Annotated in this window: 24 protein-coding genes and 1 pseudogene; 6 read left to right on the top strand and 19 right to left on the bottom strand. The window is 63.7% G+C overall.

The features are described from left to right. Window positions 1-39 precede the first annotated feature (39 nt). Window positions 40-276, top strand: a complete 237-nt coding sequence (locus ACTXG5_RS08330) for a hypothetical protein (protein ID WP_445163218.1) — start codon at window positions 40-42, stop codon at window positions 274-276. Between the two features lie 27 nt (window positions 277-303). Here the strand turns inward: ACTXG5_RS08330 and ACTXG5_RS08325 are convergent, their stop codons facing one another. The 6 genes from ACTXG5_RS08325 to ACTXG5_RS08300 form a co-directional block, all read right to left on the bottom strand. Continuing rightward, window positions 304-1,086, bottom strand: coding sequence for a hypothetical protein (locus ACTXG5_RS08325; protein ID WP_445163217.1), 783 nt, complete (start codon window positions 1,084-1,086; stop codon window positions 304-306). Window positions 1,087-1,174: 88 nt separating this feature from the next. Then, entirely contained in the window at window positions 1,175-2,182 is a 1,008-nt protein-coding gene (locus ACTXG5_RS08320; RefSeq protein ID WP_445163216.1) for a DUF2971 domain-containing protein, read from the bottom strand. Between the two features lie 296 nt (window positions 2,183-2,478). Beyond that, window positions 2,479-2,733, bottom strand: coding sequence for a hypothetical protein (locus ACTXG5_RS08315; RefSeq protein ID WP_445163215.1), 255 nt, complete (start codon window positions 2,731-2,733; stop codon window positions 2,479-2,481). A gap of 211 nt (window positions 2,734-2,944) precedes the next feature. Then, entirely contained in the window at window positions 2,945-3,778 is an 834-nt protein-coding gene (locus ACTXG5_RS08310; protein ID WP_445163214.1) for a phage major capsid protein, read from the bottom strand. A 292-nt stretch (window positions 3,779-4,070) separates the two neighbouring features. Next, the gene (locus tag ACTXG5_RS08305) at window positions 4,071-4,301 is read right to left on the bottom strand and encodes a hypothetical protein (RefSeq protein WP_445163213.1); all 231 of its coding nucleotides are present in this window, start codon (window positions 4,299-4,301) and stop codon (window positions 4,071-4,073) included. A gap of 244 nt (window positions 4,302-4,545) precedes the next feature. Next, window positions 4,546-5,913, bottom strand: a complete 1,368-nt coding sequence (locus ACTXG5_RS08300; protein WP_445163212.1) for an AAA family ATPase — start codon at window positions 5,911-5,913, stop codon at window positions 4,546-4,548. 495 nt (window positions 5,914-6,408) lie between these two features. Between ACTXG5_RS08300 and ACTXG5_RS08295 the strand changes: the two genes are divergently transcribed. After that, window positions 6,409-6,906: a hypothetical protein gene (locus ACTXG5_RS08295; RefSeq protein WP_445163211.1), complete on the top strand. Its 498-nt coding sequence runs from the start codon at window positions 6,409-6,411 to the stop codon at window positions 6,904-6,906. Continuing rightward, entirely contained in the window at window positions 6,903-7,352 is a 450-nt protein-coding gene (locus ACTXG5_RS08290; protein WP_445163210.1) for a hypothetical protein, read from the top strand. The genes ACTXG5_RS08295 and ACTXG5_RS08290 overlap by 4 nt, the downstream gene beginning before the upstream one ends. Window positions 7,353-7,413: 61 nt before the next feature. Here the strand turns inward: ACTXG5_RS08290 and ACTXG5_RS08285 are convergent, their stop codons facing one another. The 6 genes and pseudogenes from ACTXG5_RS08285 to ssd all read right to left on the bottom strand — a co-directional run bounded on the left by ACTXG5_RS08285 (window position 7,414) and on the right by ssd (window position 11,780). Then, window positions 7,414-7,686 carry a DUF1883 domain-containing protein gene (locus ACTXG5_RS08285; protein WP_445163209.1) on the bottom strand — a complete coding sequence of 91 codons (273 nt, stop codon included), beginning with the start codon at window positions 7,684-7,686 and terminating at the stop codon, window positions 7,414-7,416. Between the two features lie 356 nt (window positions 7,687-8,042). Continuing rightward, window positions 8,043-8,123 (bottom strand): annotated as a pseudogene (locus ACTXG5_RS08280) (DUF4244 domain-containing protein); the annotation flags it as partial. 33 nt (window positions 8,124-8,156) lie between these two features. Beyond that, window positions 8,157-8,759 carry a type II secretion system F family protein gene (locus ACTXG5_RS08275; protein ID WP_445163208.1) on the bottom strand — a complete coding sequence of 201 codons (603 nt, stop codon included), beginning with the start codon at window positions 8,757-8,759 and terminating at the stop codon, window positions 8,157-8,159. Further along, window positions 8,756-9,562: a type II secretion system F family protein gene (locus ACTXG5_RS08270; RefSeq protein WP_445163207.1), complete on the bottom strand. Its 807-nt coding sequence runs from the start codon at window positions 9,560-9,562 to the stop codon at window positions 8,756-8,758. The genes ACTXG5_RS08275 and ACTXG5_RS08270 overlap by 4 nt, the downstream gene beginning before the upstream one ends. Continuing rightward, on the bottom strand, window positions 9,559-10,734 hold the full coding sequence (locus ACTXG5_RS08265) for a TadA family conjugal transfer-associated ATPase (RefSeq protein WP_445163206.1): 1,176 nt from the start codon (window positions 10,732-10,734) through the stop codon (window positions 9,559-9,561). The genes ACTXG5_RS08270 and ACTXG5_RS08265 overlap by 4 nt, the downstream gene beginning before the upstream one ends. Then, window positions 10,731-11,780: a septum site-determining protein Ssd gene (gene ssd / locus ACTXG5_RS08260; protein WP_445164320.1), complete on the bottom strand. Its 1,050-nt coding sequence runs from the start codon at window positions 11,778-11,780 to the stop codon at window positions 10,731-10,733. The genes ACTXG5_RS08265 and ssd overlap by 4 nt, the downstream gene beginning before the upstream one ends. Window positions 11,781-12,271: 491 nt before the next feature. Between ssd and ACTXG5_RS08255 the strand changes: the two genes are divergently transcribed. Then, complete coding sequence (locus tag ACTXG5_RS08255; RefSeq protein WP_445163205.1) at window positions 12,272-13,129, top strand: HAD-IB family hydrolase; 858 nt, start codon at window positions 12,272-12,274, stop codon at window positions 13,127-13,129. Window positions 13,130-13,570: 441 nt separating this feature from the next. On the opposite strand, the gene ACTXG5_RS08250 is transcribed toward ACTXG5_RS08255, so the two are convergent. From ACTXG5_RS08250 to ACTXG5_RS08230, 5 genes are read right to left on the bottom strand one after another with little or no spacing between them, the layout of a single operon-like run. Continuing rightward, window positions 13,571-14,332 (bottom strand): oxidoreductase, encoded by a 762-nt coding sequence (locus tag ACTXG5_RS08250; RefSeq protein ID WP_445163204.1) that lies wholly within the window; start codon window positions 14,330-14,332, stop codon window positions 13,571-13,573. An 11-nt stretch (window positions 14,333-14,343) separates the two neighbouring features. After that, complete coding sequence (locus ACTXG5_RS08245) at window positions 14,344-15,981, bottom strand: dipeptide ABC transporter ATP-binding protein (RefSeq protein ID WP_445163203.1); 1,638 nt, start codon at window positions 15,979-15,981, stop codon at window positions 14,344-14,346. After that, the gene (locus ACTXG5_RS08240) at window positions 15,978-16,847 is read right to left on the bottom strand and encodes an ABC transporter permease (protein ID WP_445163202.1); all 870 of its coding nucleotides are present in this window, start codon (window positions 16,845-16,847) and stop codon (window positions 15,978-15,980) included. The genes ACTXG5_RS08245 and ACTXG5_RS08240 overlap by 4 nt, the downstream gene beginning before the upstream one ends. Continuing rightward, complete coding sequence (locus ACTXG5_RS08235; protein WP_445163201.1) at window positions 16,840-17,766, bottom strand: ABC transporter permease; 927 nt, start codon at window positions 17,764-17,766, stop codon at window positions 16,840-16,842. Before ACTXG5_RS08235 ends, ACTXG5_RS08240 begins: the two co-directional genes overlap by 8 nt. A gap of 1 nt (window position 17,767) precedes the next feature. Continuing rightward, on the bottom strand, window positions 17,768-19,390 hold the full coding sequence (locus tag ACTXG5_RS08230) for a peptide ABC transporter substrate-binding protein (protein ID WP_445164319.1): 1,623 nt from the start codon (window positions 19,388-19,390) through the stop codon (window positions 17,768-17,770). A gap of 110 nt (window positions 19,391-19,500) precedes the next feature. On the opposite strand from ACTXG5_RS08230, the gene ACTXG5_RS08225 reads away from it, so the two are divergent. Continuing rightward, window positions 19,501-20,283, top strand: a complete 783-nt coding sequence (locus ACTXG5_RS08225; RefSeq protein WP_445163200.1) for an LppU/SCO3897 family protein — start codon at window positions 19,501-19,503, stop codon at window positions 20,281-20,283. Here the strand turns inward: ACTXG5_RS08225 and ACTXG5_RS08220 are convergent. Continuing rightward, window positions 20,280-20,753, bottom strand: coding sequence for a DUF4232 domain-containing protein (locus tag ACTXG5_RS08220; RefSeq protein ID WP_445164318.1), 474 nt, complete (start codon window positions 20,751-20,753; stop codon window positions 20,280-20,282). The two genes, ACTXG5_RS08225 and ACTXG5_RS08220, sit on opposite strands and share 4 nt — an antisense overlap. A gap of 207 nt (window positions 20,754-20,960) precedes the next feature. Between ACTXG5_RS08220 and acs the strand changes: the two genes are divergently transcribed. Then, window positions 20,961-22,925: an acetate--CoA ligase gene (acs, locus tag ACTXG5_RS08215; protein ID WP_445163199.1), complete on the top strand. Its 1,965-nt coding sequence runs from the start codon at window positions 20,961-20,963 to the stop codon at window positions 22,923-22,925. A 17-nt stretch (window positions 22,926-22,942) separates the two neighbouring features. On the opposite strand, the gene ACTXG5_RS08210 is transcribed toward acs, so the two are convergent. Beyond that, entirely contained in the window at window positions 22,943-23,641 is a 699-nt protein-coding gene (locus ACTXG5_RS08210; RefSeq protein WP_445164317.1) for a S1 family peptidase, read from the bottom strand. Window positions 23,642-23,799: the final 158 nt, after the last annotated feature.

Genomic DNA, 23,799 nt, shown 5'->3' with positions numbered 1-23,799 from the left:
GTTGGACACGTAGGTCCCAACACAACGAAGGAGCACATGATGACCACACCGACCACCCTTAACACCAAGGACGTTGCCGAAGCCCTAGGCATCGAACCCAAGACGCTGCGCGTGTTCCTGCGCTCTCCGAGAGGTGCGGGCCTGTTCGAGCGCGACGGCAAGGCATACGTCTTCAGCAAGGCCGACGTGGCGAGGATCAAGAAGGCATACGCTGCATGGGTTGCCGACCGTGCCGCCGCGAAGGCCTCAAAGGACGACGAAGCCAAGGCGCCATAACGTCCACACACCCCCGACCCGTCAGCCCTACGCCCTGTTGGGTGTGGGGCTGACGGGTGGATGAACGACGACCCCGCGAAGCTCTGCTTCAACAACATCTAGGTCGAGACTGAAGTGCTTGCGAGTCAGGTTGAGGTGCTCCTCGCGTTTGCCCGTGATGTCTGACCACTTCCCGTTTAACGTCGTCACGTCGGGTCCTCGCCCCATGATTCCAACGTTTAAAACCTTTGCTAACTCCTTCTCCAATAGGTCTCGGATTCTTGTATTGATGTCCTTCATCGCTTCGTCAAAGGGGGTGTCTTTCAGGAGAGCCAGCGCGACGAAGATAGGTGGCTCAACGAGTTCGGTCCACTTGTTCGCAAAATCCTGGATGCGCACGCCTATTTCGTACGCAAGCGCGTCACCAGGTCGGTCTGGCGGTACGTTGTCTTGGCGCGGCATGTTGGGATTAAACTGATGCGGAAGGTTCTGCAGGTAGTCGGTGAAAAACGTGAAATATAGTGACATCTGAGCAAGTCCAGTCCACACGTCGCCTACCGCACTCAGGCACTCCCGTCTTCGCGCAACCTCATGATCGACAGCTCTGGCGCGTTGGCCGCGAAATGACTCACGCAATGCAGCCACCACGGCTGCGAGGGTTAGTCCGGCTGCCAAGCATTGACCGTAACTGCCCCATTGCTGCGCGCCCCAACGCGTGGCCAACCCAAACGCAAGGAAAAACGAAGCGACACACGTAGTGACGAAGACTACTATGGGGAGCCAGAGTCGTTGCAAAAACCGGGCAAACCGATTGTGCTTGCCGTCTGCCATGCGTCGAGTGAAACACGGATGTGCGACCTGCCCGTTCACCGACACTACGAGACATGCGCACAACCGCTGGCCACCGCGGACGCTTGGCTTACAGTTCGCGGTACGTAATTTCCGACGGCGATACTTCAACATTCGGGTACGCGTCACTGTTCAGGGTCAGATAGCGGCGGATCGACGCTCGGCGGGCCGCTCCGAACGCGCTTGGTCCCACCATGATCTCTTTGATAGCTGAAGTATCAAAGGATAGCGCTGTGCGAGGGGTTATTCCCAGCACCGAAGGCTGTCGAAATGTTTCGATACACGGAACGATGATGATTCGATATTCAGATTCCTCGTGGAACTTGTGATTCTTTACGCGACTTCCCAAAGTTAATATAGCTATCGTCGGTTCGAGAACTAGGTCGGGCAGCGCCATATTAGTCGTCAATGACTTGGTATATTGTGCATCAACCGCCGCTCTGGCAAGACGGCGGATTTCCTTACGGGACTCGTCAGCGTCATATAAGACCTCGCTCAAGTATGGGCCGGAAACCGATTTCACAGCCTTGCCGTTGGGGTCGACCTGCTCCACCGAGGACTGAAGTGCTTGTGAATCAAACCTAATGGAATATCCGCCGCGCGCATAACCTCGCCATTGGCTAAGTTGGTCGCGTTCTGTGGATAAGCACGAAACAAATGGAGTAGTGAGGTCAAGATTGCGAGTGACTATCGCCTCTTTCTCAGCGGCGGACGTTCCCGGCGTCCAAAATGTGGTTTCGTGACTTGGGTCGAAGGCAAAGAGCAGGTTATCTATAAAGCCGGCTCGCCAGTCCAACAGCGGTTCGTCGCGGGCGGCCTGAGCTTCATTAAGTTCTTTACGGTATGACTCCAACTCCTGCAAGACGATGCCGAGTCCGTATGTGAATTCGCCCGTGTCATTCAGATAGCTTGCGTGAGTTGCCCAAAGCTGCTTTTTCTCGAGAATGCCAAAGAGGCCATCTATCGAGGTGTAATGGTAGAGGTCAGGGGTTTCGAGTATTGAATTCTCCGTCAACGTGCCATCGATTGCATGTCGCGCAGAAGCGGATTCGACATTTTCCGACGGCGCGTCGTCCATGCGCGTAAGTACACCACGAAAGCGGGCACACGAGGATCAGCGCCTTGTTCAAGCATCGACTGACCTGCGGCGATGCAGAAACCCCCAGATCAGAGGCGGTTTACCCCCTTCGAAAAGCCTTCTGCGTCAAACTTGGGAAACTTGGCAACAGCGTGAGCGTCAAAGCCTCACCGCGGCCGCGACCGACCCGATGGGGGGTGGCCCCCAGGGTGTTGACGTGCGGTGATCGCCTCGTCCCATGCGCAATGCCCACACATCGGGCAGACGGTAGGCGTACGCGCGTGTAGTGCAGCGGGTTATTCGGATTCGACGTTCGCGGGCAGCGATCCGGTCGTTTCTATGAACGTGAAGGCAAGCGACACAGCACGTTGCGCGAGGCACAATGTCGGATCGTCGTTGTCGGCAAGCATCGTGTCGAGTTCGTCAAAGAGGCATTCGAGTTGATCGAGCACGAGCGCAAGGTACAAGTCGTCATCGTCGGCGCGTGACATGTCGAAGGTCAGTGCGTCATTGACGCGGGTCACAAGGTCGGTGGTGGTCATGGCGGTCATCGGTGTGTCCTTCGATCATTTAATTAGTTACACTAATCATAAGAGACTTCGGGCAGTGCGGTCAAAGGTTTACACACGAAAGATGTTGACCCACAGATGGATTGATGCGGCGCGCAACAAGCGGGCGCGACAAGATCAAGGGACACATGTCAGGTGTTGTGTGGGTATGAAGAAGGGACGCAACCCGAAGGTCACGCCCCCTCCTCAGTCGTCACGCAACGTCAAGCAGGACACCAGCACCAGGTTCAATGAACCCGGCCCCGAATCGCAGCGTCGCACGCAACGCAAGCGAGTCGGACGAGAAGTAGACGTGTTCACTTCGCGAGACCTGGATTTGACCATAGGCAGAAAGCGTCTTGGTCTTGTCCACGGCGAGGATCTTCCCGCTGGGCATCGCGCTGGTGACGTTCACGGGGATGGACAACAGCGTCCGTTGTGCCGATTCCGTGCCTGCGCCAATCAGCGAACGGTTCGAGGTGTCCTCGTCCTTGAGCTTCGCCAACGATGCCCACGCATCCGGTGCCGCAATGATGTTGGTGCATGAGCCGCCCAGCGCCTCAATCGAAGCCACGACATCGATCACCGCATCGAGGTTGTCCTCGACCGTGCCACCGTCACTTGCCTTCGCGATCAATCCCGCGGGCGGGAAGTTCGCCGGAGCCATTGGTGCTGCTTGCTGAAGCAACGCCCAGTCAACCTTCTTGAGCACCGACCGCTTGATCTCAGCCGTAACGACATCCTGCACCGCAGGCTGCGCCAACTGCTCGCGTGAGATCCGCACCAGGACAGCGATTTTCCCAGTAGCCAGGACCAGTTCCGACAAGTCGGGGTCTGACTCGGGAATGTCGTTGCCCTCAGGCACGAATCCCGTATCGGCGTCCAGGTTGATTGCAGGCACACGTACGAACACGTCGTCACCTTCGACCTCGCCGGCCTTGGTTGTCGCCAGAATCAGGATGGACTGCGGAATCGTCTGCTCGGGTGCTACGCCCAGCACGTCAAGCGCAAAGGCTTCTGGGCTAGTTGGAGTTAATACTTTTGCCATTGGAGTGGCTTGCCTTTCATGGATGCATAGGCGAACTGTCCACACCAGACGGACACCGCCCATGGGAATGTCTAAGTGGATTCCGTAAGCCCGTCGGCATAACCACCGCTTTACCGTCCTGGTGTGGGACCCCGTCATTGCCGCTGACGTTGGCGTGCCAAACACGTTACACCACAGAATATTTAAGACTCAACAGTCGATCTGTACGCGCCGCTGAGGGCCTGATCTATTGCCCTGCAACAAATGTCACGTCGTGCGATCAGAAGTGGCGCACGGACGCACTGAGAGCCTTCTAGGAGTCCTGTGCTTTGTTGTTGTCGCGCGGCGTACCGGTGAACCCCGACTCGAATGTGCCGACGTCCACACGTTCCATGCCAAGCAGCCCCTCGCGCTCAGGGTGCTCGATGGGTCGGGTTTCCCAAACGGTAATGCTGTTCGCTTGCTCTGAAAGCTGACGGTACCGCTCATACTGCTCGCACGGGAATTTCTGGGTGTGCTCGATCTTGTGCTGTTCGCAGATCATCTGTCTACCTTTCTGAACTGGCCATGGCACGTACGCGCGTGACGTGAACACATTTTTTGAACGACTAGAACAACTGTGTTGACGTGCGAGAATGCATTGAACGACTGTTGAACCACTGGCGGATGACTGTTGAACCACTGGCCGTCACTCGTGCAACAGTGGTTCACCGGTCGTGCACCAGTGGTGGAATGCCCTTTTCGCACGTCAGGGCCAGTCGTCACAGTCGTGCGATGAAACGATGCGATCACGATGGCAACGACCATTCAGACACGGCCGGGAAGCCAACCCGAGTGATGATGACGCCGAGCTCCTTGGCCGCTTGTCTGATCTTGTAGCGCTTGAAACCCTCCTCGAATCCCGCCTGCACGACATTCTTGTGTGTCTGGCCGTCCGCCAGATATTCCTGCAGCCAGATCTTTTCGGGGCTGTCCGCGTTCGAGTCGGCCAGTTCTCCCGCTGTCTGCTTGGCTTCGCTTAAGTACTTGACGCGTGCCACGGTGCCATCGTCATCGTCAGTAGGTGGGCGTACCTGAACGACCTCAATGGTGAACAACGACGGAAACACGATGGCCGTGCCGTTCGCCTTCTCAGGACCCACTGACAGCCGTCCTTGGTCGTCGCGTTGAGCGAACAGCGCCATACGCGCCTTCTTGCGCAATTCACCTGTGATGCCGTACTTCTCACGCGCCGTGCCCTTCGCCCGATTCGTGTGCGTCATCAGCACGACAGCTGCACCGGTGTGGACAGCTACGTCTTTCCACGGATGCAGTGCGAGTCGCGCATCTTGAGGCGTCTGCACGTTGAGCGACCCAGGAACTGTGTCCAGCCAGGCGTCAACGATCACTAGCGCCGGGACTGGGTCTTCATAAAGCAGGTCCATGTCCTCGGACGGAAACACCGGCGTGCCCGACCCATCCTTCGCCGCAGCAATCACGGTGACGTAGTTCAGGTCCGCGCCCGCTAACTCCAGGCGAGGACGAACCTCTGTCGACCAATCATCCTCGGTAAGGACCAATCGCACATGCTGCGGATCACGCGTCGGAATGCCGAACTCAGGCAACGGCTTCCCTGTGGTTACTGCGCCGACGATCCACACCCAGAGCAACGACTTGCCAATACCTTCGTCGCCTACGAGGACCGTGACACCGCTTCGCGGAATGCGCTGCTTGGCAAGCCAGACTTTCGGTTTGGACGATTCGAGGTCTGTTGCCTTCCACACCCGCGGTCGACTGCTGTCTACGTCTGCGTCGCCCACGGGTCGTTCTTTTGGGCGAGTCACTGTGATCACCGCCTTAGGCTGTTTCTCACGCCACACTCGATCCAGCACGCCATCGACATCGTTACCCAGTTGCACGTGCCAAGGCTTGGTGAGTGCGACGAACTGCGACTTGTAGCCGTCCTGACCTCGGACTCTCTGGGCAATGGCGCGAATATGTTCCAGGACGGCGTGATTGATCGTCGCTAGGTCAGCGAGCGGACGTTTCACGACTTCGCGATGACCGCCGCGAATGGCTGTCAGAACGTCCTGGTACTCGCGCTCATCTGCGGCCTCTTCGTCGGGCGTGCGGACCCAAGTGAAGTCGATTTCGCGAGGTTCAGCCCTCCTTGCCATGTCGATTCTCCAATATCTTGCGTCGAGCCTTTTGGGCTTTCTGACGTTCGTAGTCGCGGGCGCGGTACTCCGGGTCTGCGCGTCGTCTGCGCCGTCGAGCGTTGTACGCCCCGCGAAATTCTGCGTATCCTGGCTCACCTTTCTTGGGCGGTGACATGTCTAACTCCCTTTATTTGGTCTTCCGCTTCATCTTCCAAATCGTATCGGAAGCGAACTCCCGTTGTTAACAACGCATTTGACGTGGTGGAACGCGAAATACTCTGGCAACTACGCGGATTGGATGGCCATGTCCGTCCTCAAGTTAGGCGCCACTTGACCGCACTCTTAGTAATTACTCAGGAGACGGTGCGGACGAAGGCACAAAAAATCTCCGCGGCTTGCGTTCCGCGGAGACACGTCAGTGTATCAACGGTAAGGTATCCCGAACGCGTCTTCGCTGTTCAGAGCGGGTACTTGAGTCCTTGTCAAACGGGCAACATCAAATAAACTCTCTCCATGGCGACTGCAGACGATGACGGACCGGATGACCCGAAGAAGGATCCTTCGGACATAGTGATCACGCCGTCACCTGCCGTCGTAACGTTATCAATCGGTACACCGGCACTCACTGTGATGGAACGTGTCCCTGGCCTCCGCGTATCGACCTCGGCCAGTGTCTTCGGAATCGTCTTGGCGTTGTTTTCTGGCTTCATTTCGTTCGCTTTCGCTGCGAAGGGCTCGATCGCATGGTGGACGACAGCAGGACCTATTGCATGGGCTGTGGCGGCAGGAGCGGTCGTTGCAATAATCCTCACGGGTGGATACGTGGAAGTTCGTAAGCGCTCCCGCAAGTGGCGCGAATCCGTAGTTCGCGCAACAGAAGACCCATGTGAGATCACTGATCCAGTTGTCCGCCGTTTGATAGTAGAAACCGAACTGGGCCGTGTCAGGTTGACTAAACAGGTTGCATTGACCTCTGCAAGTATCAGCGCTGAAGTCAGGGCCAGGCCATGACTGCTGACGACATTGCGACCCAACAACTCTCTCAGCAGCTCGCTGATGCAGGCCTACGCATTGATCGCGAATTGCACCGCACAAAGATGCGATTCAGTGATGAGGCGGGAGTTGCACTTGTCGACGCCCACGCCAGCTTTCTCGGCGACCTGGGCGTCGAGGCGGTTCGCTTAACTCGTAAAGATCGTCTAACTACTGTCGACCGCGTTCACGTCGAGAAGGCAGCCGATCGCCTCGGACCTGCGACGGGGCCAAGCGGCGTGGCGAGCGCATGCAACACAGTCGGGGGGTTAGTTGTCGGTGCTGGGATCGCCGGTACCTACAGGCTTGCCTTCGACAGCGGGACCCACTCGACAACCCAGATGATGGTCACGATTGCGCTGTGCGTGGTGGGGTGCATTCTTCTCGCAGTCGGGCTTACTCTCACGCTGACCAAACGGCATTAGTCCGCCCCCAAATGACAGAGGACCGGGATCCGAAGACCCCGGCCCAACTGTCAAGCAACGCTTAGGCGTTGGAGAGCACCTGCACGGACGCACGCCCACGGCCCTGGTGACCGCCGTAGTCGAGCACCACAAACCAATGCCCGCTGTGCGGAACGTGGAGCAGCACCGGAGAGGTCCGAGGCTGCCCGCCGTAGACGCGGTACTGCTCGCCGCGCTGGAACGAGCGGTAGTTCGAGCTGTCCATCAGACGCACATTGGGCGCATCACCTTCGATGTCGACGCGGACGGTAGCGCCGCCGGACAGATTGCCCAGGTCGTAGTAGTTGTAGTTCACGGTCGTAACTTTCTTTTCGGGTGCCAGAAGTACGACGCGAGTCCCCGGAATCGGTCAAGTTGCCATGCCAACGCTGCTTCCGTGTAACGTGATCCTGGCATCTTCCACAATGCATTCACACGAAACCCTTAGCCCGAGGACTCAACCCTCAGGTTGGGGGTTTCGTCTTTTGGTCAGCTCCTGACACTACACCTAGGGGCTGACAAGATCACGACCCACAACGTCTTCGATCAGATTCACCTCGATAGGGCATAAAACCGCAGTTCACTCGGCGTGTCGTCGAAATCTTCGGCAGTTTGTGCGATAGGCTTCAGAACTGACGCATCGCCCTGGGTGTAAAGCGCAACGACCGGCTATTCGACGGTGGACATCCCCGACTCGTCGGCAGCCAAGACAGTCATCCGAGCCAGGAATACCCGAAACCTGTTGATCACCAATGCATCCTCTCTGTTGTCGTCTTCGCCCGACCTTCACAGCAAACCCGACTGCAGGACGTCTCCGGCCAGTCCCGCCACCACCGGGACAATGCCCAGACAGACAAACGCCGGCAGGAAGCACAGTCCGAGTGGTCCGGCGATCAGCACACCCGCCCGCTCGGCGGCCGCCGCGGCGGTGTGCGCGGCGTCGTGACGAGATTGGTCGGCCAGTCCGGCAACGCCGTCGGCCAATGCCGCACCCGACGACGCTGAACGCCGCGCCAGTCGCAGGAGCGCATCCGTCTGCACGTCCACCGTCGACGTCCCAGTGTCCGGCGAGATCGACCATGCGACAGTGGGATCGGCGCCCAGCGCTAGCAGATCGGCCGCCCGCCGCAACAGCCGGGCCAGCTTCGGCGGCGCGGACACGGCGGTCGCGGCCGCCGCGGTCGATACGGCCATTCCGGCCTCCAGGCACACGGCGAGCACGCCCAAGCTCGATGCGACGGCCAGCGGGTCCGGTCCATCGGCGGATACGTCTGGCGGCCCGGCCCGAAGCCGTTGGGTACGACGCGTTGTCCCGGCGCGCGCCCGTACCACCGAGGGGCCGGGCCCGATCAGTAACGCCACGGCCAGCAAACCCGCCGCGGCGCTCACGACTCGACTCCCGCTCGCTCGATGATCCGGTCCGACCACAGCAGCCCGCCGCACGCCAGCATCGATCCGACAACCAGCAGCCACCCGCCCGTGTGCCCGCTGAGCAAGAAGCTCAGCGGGCGAGCCCCGATCAGCTGGCCCAGCAGGACGCCCAGTACCGGCAGGCCCGCCAGTATCGCCGCGGTGGCACGCGCGCCTGCCATCCCCGAGGTAACTCGCGCCGAGAACCGTTGATGTTCAACGATATCGCGTTGTGCGGTACGCATCAGGCCCGCGATTGCGAGGCCGTGGTCACTGGCCAGCTGCCAGCACACGGCCAGGCGATGCCAATGCGTGGGTTGGGCCGACGATCGTGCCGCGGCGCGCAGCCCGGCCGCGACATCGGCACCCAATCGGGCTCGGGCCGCGACCGCGCGCAGCGACATGGCAACCGCGCCAACAGTTTCGTCGGCTGCCACACCGAACGCATGCACCGGATGCGAACCCACGCGCAGTTCGCCGACCAACACATCGAGCGCGGCTTCCAACGTCCGGCCCTCCTCGGTGGCGCGCCGGATACGACGACCCCGGCGGTAGCGCAGGCTCGCCGTGACCGCCACCACCGCGGCGGCGGCGACCGTCGTCAGCGGCAGCAATGTCGCGGCCGCAACAGCGGCGCAGGCGGTCAGGCAGCCGGCCCCGCGCGTGCCAACCGTGACCCGTCCCCATGATGGTGTCGCCGCGGCCAGTCTCCGCCGCGGTGACGACGGAAACACCAAGAGTGCCAACGCCATCAGCAAGCCAGCGGTCGCGATGCCGTTCATCCCGGCAGCCGGCTTCGCAGTAAGCGATACAGCTCGTCCGCGTCGTCGGTGATGCCCCGCTCCGCGTGCCATACCGTAACCGCCCGCACTCGGCCGTCGACGTGGCGCAGCACCGCGATCTCGGCGAGCCGTCGCCGACCTGTCCGGTCGCGAGCGACGTGCAGCAGCACCTGCACCGCCGCGGCGAGCTGGCTGTGCAACGCGGCCCGATCCAGACCGCCCAGTGCGCCCAACGCTTCCAACCGAGCGGGGACCTCGCCCGGATTGTTGGCATGCACGGTACCCGCCCCGCCGTCATGGCCGGTGTTCAGCGCCGCCAGCAGGTCGACCACTTCGGCACCCCTGACCTCGCCGACCACGATGCGGTCGGGACGCATTCGCAGGGCCTGCCGGACGAGCTGGCGCACCGGAACCTCGCCCACGCCTTCGACATTGGCGCACCTGGCGACCAGCTTGACCAGATGCGGATGCTGGGGCGCCAATTCGGCGGCATCCTCGACGCACACGATCCGCTCGGTCGGCGATACGGCGCCCAGCATCGCCGCCAGCAATGTCGTCTTGCCGGCGCCGGTGCCACCGCACACCAGGAAGGCTAACCGGGCCGCGATGATGTCGGCCACCAGTCCCGCGGCCCCGGGCTCGATCGCGCCTGCGGCGGTCAGGGCCGCCAGATCCTGCGTGGCCGGCCGCAAGACCCGCAGTGACAAAGAGGTGCCCGCGGCCGCCACGGGCGGCAACACCGCGTGTAAACGGACCGCGAACCCGCCGGCGCCGATGCCCGTCAGCTGGCCGTCGACCCAGGGCTGCGCGTCGTCGAGACGCCGACCGGCGGCCAACGCGAGCCGTTGTGCCAACCTTCGCACCGCCGTCTCGTCGGCAAACCGGATGTTGCTGCGTCGCAACCCGTTTCCGTCGTCGACCCACACGGCGTCTGGCGCGGTGACCAGGACGTCGGTCGTGCCGTCCGCGCACAGCAGCGGCTGGAGGATGCCGGCGCCGGTCAGCTCGGTCTGTAGCACCCGAAGATTGGTGAGGACCTCGGTGTCTCCGAGCATCCCGCCGGATTCGGCCCGAATCGCGGCGGCCACCACGTTGGGCCTTAAAGAAGAACCCAGCGGGGCGGACTCGGAAGCCAGCCGCTCACGCACGCGTTCAATCAGGGAGCCGCTCATGCCGCCCTCGCTTTCGGTCCGGGTCTCGCGCGTGGCAGCACCGCAAGCACCTGGCGGGCCGCCCCTGTCAGCGCGGATCGTGGTCCCAGGCGCAGGCCGCCATGTTCCAGCTGCTCGGCCAGTTGCGGCTGAGCTTTCATCGACGCCAGCAGCGGCAGGCCGGTGATGTCCGCGACTTCAGCTGCGCGCAATCCGCCCGGCGACGGGCCCCGAACGACCAACCCGAGGTTGGGATTGATCGTGGCCAGCACCGGGGTCATCGCAGCGGTCGCCGCGCACGCCCGGACATCGCACGGGCTGATGACGACGACAAGGTCGGCGGCATCCAGCGCGGCTTGGGTGGCGTCGGTCAGACGGCGGGGCAGATCGCACACGACGGTGACTCCCCCGCGGCGGCCCGCATCGATGACGGCGTCGACCGGCCCGGCATCCAGCTCGTAGCTGCGGCGCGTGCCGGACAGCACGCTGACGCCGTGGAGTCTCGGCAGGGCGTCGTGCACCGCCGACCAGTTGAGGCGCCCGCCCCGTAATGCCAAGTCCGGCCAGCGCAAACCCGGTGTGGTCTCACCGCCGAGCAACAAATCGACGCCGCCTCCCCAGGGATCGAGATCCACCAGCAGCGCGTCGGTCGCCGCCCGCGTCAGAGCGGCAGCGAACAGCGACGCACCGGCGCCGCCGCAACCGCCCATCACCGCGACGACCTCGCCCCGTAACCCGTCGTCGCGAATAGATTCGGCGGCTTCGGCAATTTCGCGGATCAATTCATGTTCCTGCGCGGGCAGGCTCAGCACGTGTTGGGCGCCGGCCGCAATGGCGGCCGCCCAGGTAGCCGTCGCGGGGTCGGCGGCGGTCAACACGCTGACGTGATCGCGGCGCGGCAGACGAGCGCGCCCGCAACGGTCCGCGGCCGCCTCATCGAGCACCACTGCCGCGGCGGCCGTCCAGGTTTTCCGGCCGACCGCCGAACCGCCGGCGTGGACGACTCGAACACCGACCGCCGCGGCCACCCGGTCCAGCTCGTCGCGCAAGTTCGCGTCGGTCAGCATCGCCAAAATGCCCGCGGAACCCCTCGCGCCGGTGCCGGTGGTGATAGTCACCCGACCACCGTGCGGGCAGCTCAGGATGGGACACCAGTCCCAAAGGCGGATTTGTGGAGAGAGACGCGAGTGTGCACAAAGACTTCGGGTCAGTGCTGGCTTGCCCGATGAATAACACCGTGCCCGCAACGCGCCGGAGGTTGCGCGAGAAGGTGGGATTGTCGGGAAAATTACCCCAGAAAAGGGACGACCCCCGCCAGGGGGGGAGGAGGCGGAGGTCGTCGTGCATCAGCCCCGGGGGGTCGGGCTGATACACCCTCGGCTCAGGCCGAGTAATGCTTACTATACACACGACAGTGGGGAGTGTCGCAAGTAGATGTTTTTGTCAGAACAACACTTTGAGCCGCAAAAACACCGTTGGCCTCGTCTGTTACCCGCTGCTCAGCGCGTTTTGCGGGCAAACCCGCGGCGTCGTGGCCCGACCACCCTATGCTGTGTCGGTGACCGTCTCCGACCCGGACGCGCATCAGCAAACCTCGGCGCAGACATCCGCAACCGGCACTCCGCACGCCCGCACCGCGGCCTTCTTCGACCTGGATAAGACGATCATCGCCAAGTCGAGCACCCTGGCGTTCAGCAAACCGTTCTTCGACCAGGGACTGCTCAACCGCCGTGCCGTGCTGAAGTCCAGCTACGCCCAATTCATCTTTTTGCTGTCCGGCGCTGATCATGACCAGATGGACCGAATGCGCACCCACTTGGCCAACATGTGCACCGGTTGGGACGTGGAGCAGGTCAAGTCGATCGTCAACGAAACGCTGCACGACATCGTGACTCCGCTGGTGTTCGCTGAAGCCGCGGACCTGATCGCCGCGCACAAATTGTGCGGCCGCGATGTCGTGGTGGTCTCCGCCTCCGGTGAGGAGATCGTGGCGCCGATCGCCCGCGCGCTCGGGGCGACCCATGCGATGGCGACCCGGATGGTCGTCGAGGACGGCAAGTACACCGGCGAAGTCGCCTTCTACTGCTACGGCGAGGGCAAGGTGCAAGCGATCCGCGAGCTGGCCGCCCGCGAGGGCTATCCGCTCGAACACTGCTACGCCTACTCGGACTCGATCACCGACCTGCCGATGCTCGAGGCGGTCGGGCATCCGAGTGTGGTCAACCCCGACCGCGGTTTGCGCAAAGAAGCGACCGAACGCGGTTGGCCCGTGGTGAGTTTCTCCCGACCGGTGTCGCTGCGAGACCGGATTCCGGCGCCGTCAGGAGCCGCGATCGCCACCACGGCCGCCGTGAGTATCACCGCGCTGGCCGCCGGTGCGGTCACCTACTCGCTGTTGCGCCGCTTCGCGTTCTAGCGCCGAGCGGGACGGCCCTAGCAAACTTGTCACACGCTCGATCCCTGCCGGCTTTGCAACATTCGCAGAATTGGGCCTTGCTGTGCTAAGGGTCTAGTAGTACAAAGGAGACACGGAAGCTCGGTAAGGCCAAGATCGATCCGGAAGAGAAGGTTCGTTTCTCCCAAGCCGGGCGCCCAGCACGGAACTCGGCACCCACGCGGAGTCATAGCCGCGATAATGGCAGAAGTGTTGTGGGCCTGCGTAATTGCGAAAAGCAGAAAGTATTGAGCATCCTCTTGGGTGGGGTTGCAACTTGAAGCGTCGCAAGATCGCCGAGGCCACCCACGCAACCCCAGAGATGCACGCTTGGTAACCGCGTTCCGTGCTAGCGGGCGGCGGACCGAATAATTCGGAACGCCGCCCGCTTTACATGTCTGGACCCGTTTCCAAAGGTGCCGCTCAACTCTTGCCCGGCAACGACTCGGCGATCGACAACGCCTCCTGCGCGCCGGCCTGCATCGCCCGGCAACACAACACCAACCAGGCCCCGACGCCTCCCGGCGTGCCGTCGGCGAATCCGCTTGCCGCCGCCCGGTATTCCCCGGGTTTGCGCATCCAGCCCACCTCGGGCACACCAAGACCGTGTGGATCCAGACCGCTCGAGATGGTCACCAACCGAGATACCGCGCGTGCCACCACGCCATCCGCGCTGCCAAACGGCTTGAGCGTCAACAGTTCTCCGTGCGCAATTGCGGCGACCACCGGTGCCGGCACCTGCGTGCGACCGGTCACCAACTCGGCAAGGAGCTCAAGACGCGGCCCAACCTCGCGATCGGCCCGGGGTCGGCCCAACTGGTCGTCATCGACCTGTTCAGCCGCCGCCAGCATGTGCAGCCGGGCCAGCGCCTGTAACGGAGCCCTCCGCCAAATGCCGACTAATGCTCCCCCGCCGCCCTCCAGGGCCTGGGCCACCCGCAGCGCTCCGCCGAACACCAGATCGCTGACGGCTGTGTTGTCTGCTAGGTCCTCGAACCGCACGGGGCCGCCATCGAGCACCGATGAGGCGCGCGCCGCCCGCAACGCGGCTTCGGCGGCGGTTACCGGCCAGCCCCGCAGATTGGCCCGATGCCGATGGGCGCGACCCAACGCGTCGCGGGCCCGGTCACTGGCCTCGGCGACGCCGGGGAGCTCCATCAGCGGGGCTAGCGGGTCTGCCGTCACAGGTTGCCAACCTATCGGGGAGGTATGGGCGCACCGGGAATGGCCTCCAGCAATTGCCGGGTGTACTCGTGGCCGGGCCGGGTGAACAGCTCCTCGGTGGCCGCCTGCTCCACAATCCGACCGGCGCGCATCACCAGGACGTCGTCAGCGATCTGCCGGATCACGGCCAGGTCGTGGCTGATGAACAAGTAGGCAAGGCCCAGTTCTGCCTGCAATGTGGCCAGCAGGTCCAATATCTGCGCCTGCACCAGGACGTCCAGCGCCGAGACCGCCTCATCGCAGACCAGCACCTCGGGCCGCAGCGCCAACGCCCGGGCGATCGCGACCCGTTGCCGTTGGCCGCCCGACAGCTCACGCGGCAACCTACTGAGCACCGACGACGGCAAGGCCACCTGGTCGACGAGTTCGCGCACCGCGTGCTCGCGCTGCCTGCGGTCACCGACTCGGTGGATCCGCAACGGTTCCTCGACGGCGCGAAACACCGAGTACATGGGATCCAGGCTGCTGTAGGGATTCTGGAAAACCGGCTGCACGCGCCGGCGAAACGCCATCATCGTGTCCCGGTCCAGCGAATCGGAGATCTGGCCGCCGTCGAAAACGACTGTGCCCGAGGTAGGTTGGAGCAGACCGAGCGCCATCCGGGCTACCGTGGATTTTCCCGAACCCGATTCCCCGACGATGGCCAGAGTGCTGGCCCGCCGCAGCCGGAATGACACGGCGTCGACGGCGCAGAACTGAGTACGCCGCCACGGTGCGCCGTGCGATTCCCGATAGACCTTGGTCAGCTCCGAGGCAACGAGGATGTCGTCGGCCCGGGTGGCCGCGGGCGGCCGTGCCGGTGCCGAACTCCTGACCGTCAGCGACGGCGCCGCGGCCACCAACCGACGGGTGTACTCGTGTTGCGGGTCCCGCAGGATCGACTGCGCGGCACCGGATTCCACCACTATCCCGCGGTGGACGACGACCACTCGCTCTGCCCGTTCGGCGGCCAGTGCCAGATCGTGAGTGATCAGCAACAGCGCGGTACCCAGTTCGTCGGTGAGGCGCTGCAAATGATCGAGCACCTGCCGCTGCACCGTGACGTCGAGTGCGGACGTCGGCTCGTCGGCGATCAGCAGCTGCGGGTGACCCGCCAGCCCGATGGCGATCAGCGCACGTTGGCACATGCCGCCGGATAGCTGGTGCGGGTACTTGTCGGCCTGTTTCGCCGGATCCGGCATGCCGGCCTGGGCGAGCAGCTCCACCGCCCGTCGGCGCGCCTGTCGGCCATCGGTGTTGGCCCGCAACGCTTCCCGGATCTGAAAGCCAACCTTCCAGACGGGGTTGAGGTTCGTCATCGGGTCTTGGGGCACGTATCCGATGCGACGACCTCTGATCGACCGGAGCAGCCGACGGTCGGCCTTACGATCGGCCGAAGCGATGGCGATCCCGTCAAAAGTAATGCGGCCGGCCGTGATTCGCCCGCCGGGTGGCAGCAGCCCAAGGATCGCGGCGGCCGTAGTTGATTTCCCCGACCCCGATTCGCCCACCACCGCGACGGTCTGCCCGCGCATGACGCTCAGATCCACTCCACTCACCGCGGGGGTATGGTCGCCGAACCTGACTTCCAGGCCCTCGACCGACAACAGCGGCGATTCCGGGGTGCTCATGCCCGCCACGCTCGCGAGGCCGGATCCAGGGCGTCGCGCAAGGCGTCACCCATCATCATGAATGCCAGCACCGTAATCGCCAGCGCCCCGGCGGGATAGAACAATATCGGCGAACCGGCACGCAGCCGCGTCTGCGCAAGGTTGATGTCGCCGCCCCACGACACCACCGAGGTCGGCAACCCGACTCCGAGGTAGGACAGCGTGGCCTCGGTGACGATGAAGGCCCCCAGCGCAATGGTGGACATCGCGATCACCGGTCCCACGGCGTTGGGCAGCGCGTGCCGCAGCAAGGTCTGAAACCTGCTCAACCCCAATGCCTTAGCCGCCAGCACGTAGTCGCTTGCCCGCACCTCCAGCACCGCACCACGAGCGATCCTGGCCACCTGCGGCCAGCCGAACAATGCCAGGATGGCGATCACCGTCCATACCGTGCGATGGTGCAGGACCTGCATCAGCACGATCGCGGCCAACAGCAACGGCAGCCCGAAAAACACGTCGGTGATGCGCGAGACCACCGCGTCGGCCCAGCCCCCGTAGAAGCCGGCCAGCGCCCCGACCGCACCGCCGACGACGAACACCAGCAGCGTGGCGCCCAACCCGACCGTCACGGAGGCCCGCGCCCCATAGACGGTGCGCGCGTAGATATCATGACCCTGCAGGTCGGTACCGAACCAATGCGCCGCCGAGGGACCGAGCAGGCTTTGGCTGGGGTCGGCGTAGCTGGGGTCGGCATGGGCGAACACCGCCGGAAACAGCGCGACGAGAACGATAAGCAGGATCAGTAGGGCAGCGACGACGAACTTCGGGCGCCGGTGCAACCTGCGCCAGGTGTCGCGCCAGAATCCGCTGCGGTCGTGCTCAGCCATAGCGGATCCTCGGGTCCAGGGCCGCGTAGAGCAGGTCCACCAACAGGTTGGTGATCAGATAGATCAGCACCAGCACCGTCACTATCGACACCACGGTCGGTGCCTCCTGCCGGGTGACCGCCTGATAGAGCACGCCGCCGACACCGTGAATGTTGAAGATGCCTTCGGTCACAATGGCTCCGCCCATCAGCGCACCCAGATCGGCACCCAGGAAGGTCACCACCGGGATCAGCGAGTTCCGCAGAATGTGCACGGTGACGACCCGCGGCCGCGACAACCCTTTGGCGGTGGCGGTGCGGACATAGTCGGCGTGCGCATTGGTGGCCACCGCCGATCGGGTCAACCGCACCACATACGCGAACGACACTGAGCCCAGCACGATTCCGGGTAGCAGCAGGCGCGCGAACGTCGCCCTTTCCCCGACCGTAACCGGCGCGATGCCCAGCCGGACCCCGAACAGGAATTGGGCCAGGAACCCCAGCACGAAGATCGGGATCGCGATGATGATCAGTCCGGTGATCAGCACCGTGGAGTCGAACAGTCCACCCTGGCGCAGGCCGGATATCACGCCGAATCCGATCCCCAGGCCCGCCTCCACGACCAGCGCTATCAGTGCCAGCCGAATCGTGACCGGAAACGCATGTGCCAGAACGGCACTGACCGGCAACCCGGAATAGGCGCGGCCCAAGTCGCCGTGCGCAACGCCACCCAGGTAGCGCAGGTACTGCAAGATGAAGGGATCGTCGAGATGGTACCGCGCCCGCAGCTGCGCAGCCACGGCCGGAGTCAGCGGCCGGTCTCCGGCGATCGCGGACAGCGGGTCACCGGGGAGCAGGAAAACCATGGCGTAGATCAACAGGGTGGCGCCGAGGAAAACCGGCACCATGACGGCGATCCTTCGAGCGATGTACCAACCCATCTCAGCCCTTCACGATGTTCTCGTAGTCGGGCATCCCGTTCCAGGTGACCGTGACGTTGTGGACCTCCGACGACCACCCCACCACGGCGATGTAGTACCACAGCGGCACAGCGGGCATGTCGCGCAACAGGATTCGTTGGGCGATGTTGACGAGTACGTCTGCCTGGGGCAGGCTGGGCGCGGCCTCGGCGGCCGCCAGCGCGGCATCGAACTCCCCGCTGGAGTATCCGACGTCGTTGGATCCCGCACCGGTGGCGTACAGCGGTGCGAGGAACTCGATCATCGAGGGATAGTCGCCGATCCAGCCGGCACGGAACGCCGTGTCGATGGTGCGGTCGCTGATCTGGGTGCGGAACCCCGCGAAGGTGGGCTGCGGCGCGCCGATGGCATCGATGCCCAGCACGTTCTTGATGCTGTTGGCCACCGCGTCCACCCACTCCTGATGCCCGCTGTCGGCGTTGTAGGCGATGGCATAGCGCCCGCTCCAGGGTGAGATCGTATTGGCCTTCGCCCAGAGTTGTCGCGCCCGTTCTGGGTTGAAGTCCAATGCGTCGTTGCCCGGGATGTTCGGGTCGAACCCCGGCAGGGATCGGGCGGTGAAATCGCGGGCCGGGCTGCGGGTGCCGTTGAAGATCTGCTGACAGATCTGCGGTCGGTTGATCGCCGCCGACAGTGCCAGGCGGCGCAGCCTGCCTTCCTCACCCCCGAAATGCGGTAGCCGCAACGGCGTGTCGAGCGATTGGCTGACCGCGACGGGCCCGCTGGCGGCGTTGCCGCCCAGGTCGCGTTGATAGATCGTCAACGCGCTGGACGGAATCGTGTCCAGGACATCGAGATTGCCGGAAAGCAGGTCGGCATAGGCGGTGTCCAGGTTGCCATAGAACTCGAACCTCAGGCCCTTGTTGTGGGGTTTGCGGTTGCCGTGGTAGTCGGGGTTCGGTTTCAAGTCGATCTTGACGTTGTGCTCCCAGGCCGGCCCGTCGGGACCGTCGGCCAGCTGGTACGGACCGTCGCCGATCGGGTTGCGCCCGAACGCTGCCATGTCCCGAAATGCCCTGTCCGGCAACGGATAGAACGCGCCATGTCCCAGCCGCAAGGTGAAGTCGACGGTCGGCGCCTTCAACCGCACGGTGAATTCCAAATCGTTGAGCACCTCCAACCCGGACATGGTGGTCGGTTTTCCGTCACCCGGCGCCCCGGCGACGTCGTCAAATCCATCGATTGGACGGAAAAAGTCCTGCTGCAGTTGGGCATTGGTGCTCAGCGCACCGTAATTCCATGCGTCGACGAACGAATGCGCCGTCACCGGAGACCCGTCGGTGAATTTCCAGCCAGGTTTGAGACGGATCCGGTAGTTGATGTTGTCGGTGGTTTCGATCGACTGTGCCACCTCCGGCGACGGTTTGCCGTCGGCGTCGTAGGACACCAAGCCGGCGAACAGCCGATCCAGGATCCGTCCACCAAGGCTGTCGTTGGTGCCGGTGGGAATGAGCGGGTTGGGCGGTTCCCCGCCGTTTACCACCACCAGATCGGGGCTGAGCACGCCGCCACCACAGCCGGCCAACGACGCGACCGTCAGCATGACGGCGGCAGCGAACGCCGGCCAGACCGGCCTGCCCCGCATCCAACGCATGACAGCGACCCTAGGGCCTGCGAGCGCATCGACCGAGGAAGGACTGGCCGCGCACCGTCGGCGAAGTGCGGCATCCGAAGTCGACAACCTAGGATTTCGTCATGGGGGTCACAGTTCTCGCGTCGGGCGGCGCCGCCTATGTGGCGGGTGAAGTGACCTTCGCGCTGAGCATTCCCCTGATCGGATTGGTCTGTCTGCTGCTCGGCCTTCGGGAGCGCAGACGCAGTCGTCAGCAACCGCGTCCCGGCCACCCGTACGCGCCTGGATATCCGCCGCCGATGGGATATCCGAGTAGGTATCCGGGGCCGCCCTATCCCGGTTATCCGCCACCCGTCGCGCCGCCGCCGCCCGCGAGCGGGTCGTCCACCGCGCTGATCACAATCGGCGCGGTCGTGCTGGTGTTCGGAATGTTCGCGGCCCTCGTTGCCGGTGTATCGGGCCTGGGCGACAAACCCGGCACCCGCGCGGAACCGCAAATGGGCCAATGCTTCACCGAATTCGATCTGCGAGTGGAGTTTCACAACCGATCGCCCACCGACTGCGCTGACCCCAAGGCGACGTACCAACTCGTCGCCCAGGGTGGACCAACAGCGGCATGCCCCGACGGTCAGCGGGAAAGCTCGGTCTACGAGGTATTCACCAACGCGTCCTCCACACTCTGCTTTGCCGCCAACCTGAAACAGGGGCAGTGCTACATGAAGATGGATGACGGCAAGTCAAAGAAGCTGACGCCGGTCGATTGTGACGACCGTCGATTTTCGCAAATCAGAGTCGTCCAGCGCATCGACGACAGCGCCGACAAGACGCAATGCCCCGCCGACGCGAACGGAGTCAGCTATCCCGTTCCCCCACGCGTTTACTGCGTGGTGGCGGCGGGGCCCTAGCCGCTCTGAACGACGGTGATCGGATGCACCTGCAATTCGCAGGCATCGATGGTCGCCGGCACGGTGAACACCATGGTGGTGTTGGGCGGATTGACGCGCAGCTCGGTGTAGTTGGGGCACGGGTCGCCCTGGCCGTCGATGGCCATGCCCTCCACGATGGCCTGCCCCTGCGTCGAAATAGAAAGGATGACATTGGGCGGCACATTGACGTCGCTCGGCAAACCGCCCATGTAACCGCGCAACGTGGGCTTGGCACGAATGTCCGGCCCGCCGGCCCCCGCCTCGACCGACGGATAGCCGGTGAGCGTGCACGGGTCCGCGCCACCGGCAAGGCTGAACGTCAGGGTCAAGGCCCGGTGGCCGACGGCACCCTGCGCCGGGGACGCAGTGACGGCGACCTGCTCCGCCCAACACGGTGTCGCCTCGTCGCCGCTCTCCACCGGCACCGCCCATGCCTGCGGCCCCAGCACGCCGGCGACCGCGTAACTCGTTGCGGCTGCGGCAAAGCTGAAGAGTGGACGGCGGGCGCGCGGCCCACGTGGTTCCGGCACAACGCTGATTATGCGGTATGACAACCCGGTTTACCCCCGGATTGCAGCGCACACGTTCAACTGGCCGGGCTAGGCTCACTGACGGTTGACGCTCGAACCCCGGCCCTCGAAACAGGAGAGAAGCCAGTGACCGCCACACATACCGAAGGCCCCTCCTCCCATCCGGCCTCGTACCCGCCGTCGGCGCGGTTCGCCGAGCAGGCCAATGCCCGTGAGGACCTCTACCGCGAAGCCGAGCAGGACCGGCTGGGGTTCTGGGCCAAGCAGGCCAACCAGTTGTCGTGGGCAACTCCGTTCACCGAGGTACTGGACTGGTCGGAGCCGCCTTTCGCCAAGTGGTTTGCCGACGGCAAGCTCAACGTCGCCTACAACTGCGTGGACCGTCACGTCGAGGCCGGGCTCGGCGACCGGGTGGCGATTCACTGGGAGGGCGAGCCGGTCGACGACAGCCGCAGCCTGACCTACTCCGATCTGCAGGCCGAGGTGTGCAAAGCGGCGAACGCGCTGACCGAGCTCGGTCTGGTCGCCGGTGACCGAGTCGCCATCTACATGCCGCTGATCCCGGAAGCCGTGATCGCGATGCTGGCGTGCGCCCGACTCGGCGTCATGCACAGCGTGGTGTTCGCCGGTTTCACCTCGAAGGCATTGCGAGCCCGCATCGCCGACGCTCAAGCCAAGGTGGTGATCACCGCCGACGGGCAGTTCCGGCGCGGCAAGCCCGCGCCGCTGAAGGATGCGGCCGACGAAGCCGTCGGAGATCCCGACAGCCCCGTCGAGCGCGTTCTGGTGGTGCGGCGCACCGGAATTGACGTGTCCTGGAACGACGACCGTGACGTGTGGTGGCACGACGTCGTGGATTCCGCGTCGCCCGAACACACCCCGCAGCCCTTCGACGCCGAGCATCCGTTGTTCCTGCTGTACACCTCGGGTACCACCGGCAAGCCCAAGGGCATCGTGCACACCAGCGGCGGCTACCTGACCCAGTGTTGCTACACGGTCCACACCATTTTCGACGTCAAGCCGGAAAGCGATGTGTTCTGGTGCACCGCCGACATCGGCTGGGTCACCGGACACACCTACGGTGTCTACGGTCCGCTGTCCAATGGCATCACCGAGGTTCTCTACGAGGGCACACCCGATAGCCCCGACCGCAGCCGGCATTTCCAGATCATCGAAAAGTACGGCGTCACAATCTATTACACCGCCCCCACCCTGATTCGGACGTTCATGAAGTGGGGCCGTGAAATCCCCGACGCCCACAACCTGTCCAGCCTGCGGCTGCTCGGATCGGTCGGCGAACCGATCAACCCCGAGGCCTGGCGCTGGTACCGCGAGGTCTTCGGCGCGGACAGCCTCCCGGTGGTGGACACCTGGTGGCAGACCGAGACCGGTTCGGCGATGATCTCGCCGCTGCCGGGAATCGCTGCGGCCAAACCAGGTTCGGCGATGACACCGCTGCCGGGGATCTCGGCCAAGATCGTCGACGACCATGGCGATCCACTGCAGCCCGACGCCGACAACGCCAAGAACGTCACCGGGTACCTCGTCCTGGACCAGCCGTGGCCGTCGATGCTGCGGGGCATTTGGGGTGACCCCGAGCGCTACCGGGACACCTACTGGTCCAAATTCGCCGACAAGGGCTACTACTTCGCCGGGGACGGCGCCCGTTTCGATCCCGACGGCGCAATCTGGGTGCTGGGCCGCATCGACGACGTGATGAACGTGTCCGGACACCGGATTTCCACTGCCGAGGTGGAGTCGGCGCTCGTCGGTCACTCCGGTGTCGCCGAGGCGGCGGTAGTCGGGGTCACCGACGACACCACCGGTCAAGCCATTTGCGCGTTCGTCACGCTATGCGCTAACTACGAGGCCCACGACGGGACCATCGACGAACTGCGTAGCCAGGTGGCCAAGGAGATCTCGCCCATTGCCCGGCCGCGTGAGATCCATGTGGTGCCCGAGCTGCCCAAGACCCGCAGCGGCAAGATCATGCGCAGGCTGCTGCGTGACGTCGCCGAAAACCGCGAACTCGGTGATACGTCGACATTGCTCGATCCGGGCGTGTTCGACGCAATCAGGGAAGCCAAGTAAGGCCGGCGCGAAAAGGCTCAGGCGGGTATCGGAACGAACCCGGCACCGGGCCGGTGTTTGGCGTTGACGTCGGCCAGGACCGCGTTGAACGACACCACCACCGCCGGGGTGTGCAGCGGGATGTATTTGATGACGCAGGTCGGCAGGTTGTCGCTGAAGGCGCCGTGGATCATCCCGACCAACAGGTTGTCGACGGTCACCGGTCCCCCGGAGTCACCGGGCCGGCCACAGACCTGCATGACGATGGTGCCCGGATCCTGGCCGGGTCCCCAGGTGACGCCGCACGAATTGCCGGTCGTACGGCCCTGCTTGCAGGCGATCTGGCCGAACACCGGTTCCGGGCCGATGCCGTTGATCACGAAGCCGTTGTAGTTGGCCACCGGCACCACCTTGGCCGGATCGAATTTGATCACCGCGTAGTCGAGGGCGTCGTTGCCCGCAACCATCGTTCCCAGCACACCTCTGCCTTCGGCGGCCTCGGCGGCGACCTGCGCGCCCGGGGCACCGCAGTGCGCGGAGGTGAAACCGATGAGCTCACCCGAGGCATCGCCGCCGATCGTCGTCAGGGTGCACATGGTGTCTCCGTTGATGACGATGCCCGCACCGCCTCCCATCGGGACCCTGTCGTCGGCGGCCGCGACGTTTGCAGGCAAACCCGGCTGGACCAAGAGCACAGTCACCAGCACCGCTACCAAGCACCGATGTGCCGTGTGCAAATGCGTAGCTCCCATCAGCTGGCCGGATGTCGGAGAACAGCTGCGCCAGTCTAAATGAAAACCTGAGTACCGCTCTTGCTGTGCGAATCGCTGTGGCCGGGCGATAGGGCGGAACCGTTGGTTGTCGGTTCCCGCCGTGGTCGACTGGCCTCGTCTGG

The organism is Mycobacterium sp. Dal123C01 (assembly GCF_052566995.1).
Note: the sequence above shows the minus strand (reverse complement) of the source record. Positions and strands in the feature narration are given on the sequence as shown.